Below are 3,367 nucleotides of genomic sequence, written 5' to 3'. Positions count from 1 at the left end.
CATTGATCGTCGTCGTCGCATTGACGTTTCCGCTTTTGCAAAAATACATTCAGAAAAAGCGCACCGTTAAGAGAAGAGCCGAGCAATTAAAACGCGCTGTGGACGCTTCCGGTGAAAGGAGGGGAGCGTAATGCTGGAAATCAGGGAAGTAACAAAACTGTTCAATGCCGGCACCATCGATGAAAAAATGGCGTTGGTCAATATCAATCTGCATTTGCACAAGGGCGATTTCGTCACGGTGATCGGCAGCAACGGCGCGGGCAAATCCACGCTGATGAACATTATTTCCGGCGTGCTCCCGCCCGACCATGGAAAAGTCATTGTGGACGGTACAGAAATTCAAAATATGCCGGAATATCGCCGGGCGCAATGGATTGGACGCGTGTTTCAGGATCCGTTGGCCGGGACTTCGCCGAAAATGACGATTCAGGAAAATTTGGCGATGGCGTTTGCCCGCGGCAAAACCCGCGGGTTGAACATCGGCGTCTCCCGTTCGAAAAAGAAGCTGTTCCGCGAACAATTAAACCGTCTGGGACTGGGGCTGGAGAACAGGCTGAATGCCAAAGTCGGCACGTTGTCCGGAGGAGAACGGCAGGCGCTAAGCCTGTTGATGACGACCTTCACCAGCCCGCGGATCCTGCTGTTGGACGAGCATACCGCCGCGTTGGATCCGGGACGGTCCGAACTGATTACGCGTTTGACCCGGCAAATCGTCGAGGAAGCGCACTTGACCACGTTGATGGTAACGCATAATATGGAACAAGCGATTCGTTTGGGCAACCGGTTGATTATGATGGACAAAGGCAGCATCATTCTTGATGTGCCGCAGGAACAGAAAAAGGATTTGACCGTGGAACGTTTGCTGCGCGAGTTTGAAAAAATCCGGGGAGAAAAGCTGCTTGACGATCGCGTTGTCCTAAGCGATTGACAGGCTTTCTAAACGAAGCTCAGCATGTGATAGTGAAAGCGGGCGGCTATTTCCCGGCCCGCTTTCCTGCTATTTCCCGGGGAAGCGCAGGAAAGCCCGGTTTTCGACAGCGCCATGTCGGAATAAAGCTTGTTTTAAGAAAAAAGCAGAAAGTTGGTGCTTGAAAAAGATGCATTCCATTTTTGACGAGGTATTGGACCGGAGACATACATCTTCGTACAAATGGGACCAGTCGCAAAAGTTGTTCGGGGACGCCGATATTTTGCCGATGTGGGTTGCCGATATGGATTTTCGCGCCCCCGAAGAAGTCGTAAAGGCGCTGGTGGAACGCACTGCGCATGGCGTGTTTGGCTATACGATTCGCACGGACAGCTATTACGACGCTGTCATCAATTGGCAAAAGCGGCGGCACGGTTGGGAAATCAAGCGCGAATGGATTACGACAAGCCCCGGAGTGGTATCCGCTCTCAGCATCCTGGTCGAAACGTTGACCGAACCGGGCGATAAAGTCGTCCTGCAGGCGCCGGTTTATTATCCTTTTTATGATGTCATTGCCATGAACGGGCGGGAAGTCGTCAACAACCCGCTGCGTTTGGAAAACGGGCAGTACCGGATGGATTTCGACCATTTAAAAAGCGTGCTCGCTACCGGCGTTAAAGCGCTCTTGCTGTGCAACCCGCATAACCCCGGCGGACGCGTATGGACAATGGAAGAACTCAAAACGCTTGGCGAATTGTGTCTTGCGCATGGCGTCACTGTCGTATCGGATGAGATTCACGGCGATTTGGTGTTCAGCGGGCACAAGCATATTCCGTTTGCGTCCATTTCCGCAGACTTTGCCGAGCATTCCGTCGTTTGCACAGCCCCCAGCAAAACATTCAACATCCCCGGCATCCCGACATCCATTGTGATCACGCAAAATGCCAAAATTCGCAATGCGTACAACCGCCGTCTAAAAGCGCTCTCGATCCATATGGAAAACGCGCTCGGCGCAGTCGCGGTGGAGACATGCTACAACAAAGGCGAGCGGTGGCTTGACGAATTGCTTGTCTATCTGCGGGACAATCTTGCGGTTATGTCCGCCCATATGGCGGAACATGCCCCGGAAGTAAAAGTGATGGTTCCCGAAGGCACGTATCTGGTATGGCTGGATTGCCGCGAAATATCCGACGACCCGGCGGTGTTGAAAGATTTGATGTACAAATCCGCCAAAGTCGCGTTTAATGAAGGCTCCATTTTCGGCAAGGAAGGCCGCGGCTTTTTGCGCGCCAACATCGCCTGCCCGCGTTCCGTGATGCAGGAAGGGATACGCCGGTTCGCCGCCGCCGTCCGCAAGTTTAAAGGATAAAAAGCGGACATCATGGTGGTAAGACCGTCCGAACGATCGTTCCTGCTCCTGCACAACCCACCCGCCCAGCGCTAACGGACGCAGCAGAGGCTATTTGCCGAAAAAAGGCTGGGCAAAAATTTTAACGGACGCCACAGCGGCTATTCGCCTTATTTTTGCCTGAAAACCGCACGAAGTGCCAGAATAAGCGCGCCTGCGTCCGTTAAACAGGAAAACCGGGCGTAAAACCCAAAATAGCCTCTGTCACGTCCGTTAGATCTGAAAGTACCCTGCTACGATCATTAAAAGGTTGCATCCTGGCAAACCGACTTGGCTTTCGAGCTAAAATGCCGCAGATCGGCAAACCGTCGAGTGTCCTTCGGCAAGCTTTAGGCGGCTTTAGCCACAGATTGCTTTTCAGCAGGCTTTAGCCCAAAAGGTCGGCTTTCAGCCGCTGACAGAAATTTACCGGCTTTAGCCGGTAGTCGTTTAGTTGGATTTTGTCCAACTAATTTTATTGAGATGTACAGTTTTTAAGCAATTAAGTGGATTTCATCCAACTATTTTGTTTGATTTTAGGCGTTTTAAGCCGATATAAAGTGAATTAATTGGATGAAATCCAATTAATCACTGCTTAACGGCTGTTTCATAGAAATTAACTGGATCAAATCCAGTTAAATTTAACTAGTTGCCGGTCAGTTGAATGCTGCTCCAACGGCCAACATCGCATTGGCCATATTCATTATCCCCCACAGCCACCACCGTGCCATCCGATTTTAGGCCGACGGTATGAAGACTGCCTGCCGCTATCGCGACAATACCGCGCCAGCCGCTAACATCGCATTGGCCATACCGATTGTTACCCACAGCCACCACCGTGCTGTCTGATTTAAGCCCAACGGTATGAAGGTAACCTGCCGCGACCGCCACAATGCCGCGCCAGCCGCTAACATCGCATTGGCGATACCTGTTGTTACCCACAGTAACCACCGCGCCGTCCGCTTTAAGCCCGACGGTATGCCAGTCACCCGCCGCGACCGCTACAATATTGCGCCAGTCGTTAACATCGCATTGGTTATGCTTATTCCAACCCACAGCGACAACTGAACCAT

3 protein-coding genes are annotated in these 3,367 nt (G+C 51.8%); 2 read left to right on the top strand and 1 reads right to left on the bottom strand.

Annotated features, from left to right (window positions below; all coding sequences use genetic code 11):
- The first annotated feature begins 130 nt into the window (after window positions 1-130).
- The gene (locus VF260_06935) at window positions 131-928 is read left to right on the top strand and encodes an ABC transporter ATP-binding protein (protein HEX7056917.1); all 798 of its coding nucleotides are present in this window, start codon (window positions 131-133) and stop codon (window positions 926-928) included.
- A gap of 169 nt (window positions 929-1,097) precedes the next feature.
- Complete coding sequence (locus tag VF260_06930; protein HEX7056916.1) at window positions 1,098-2,276, top strand: MalY/PatB family protein; 1,179 nt, start codon at window positions 1,098-1,100, stop codon at window positions 2,274-2,276.
- 663 nt (window positions 2,277-2,939) lie between these two features.
- Here the strand turns inward: VF260_06930 and VF260_06925 are convergent.
- On the bottom strand, window positions 2,940-3,367 hold a 428-nt coding region (locus VF260_06925), incomplete at its 5' end, for a hypothetical protein (protein HEX7056915.1).

It is taken from the genome of Bacilli bacterium (genome assembly GCA_036381315.1).
Classification (GTDB): domain Bacteria; phylum Bacillota; class Bacilli; order Paenibacillales; family KCTC-25726; genus DASVDB01.
Note: the sequence above shows the minus strand (reverse complement) of the source record. Positions and strands in the feature narration are given on the sequence as shown.

What these genes read in the sequence shown, in the direction of transcription:
- VF260_06935 (HEX7056917.1), top strand. Translation starts at nt 131, where the DNA reads ATGCTGGAAATCAGGGAAGTAACAAAACTGTTCAATGCCGGCACCATC.
- VF260_06930 (HEX7056916.1), top strand. Translation starts at nt 1,098, where the DNA reads ATGCATTCCATTTTTGACGAGGTATTGGACCGGAGACATACATCTTCG.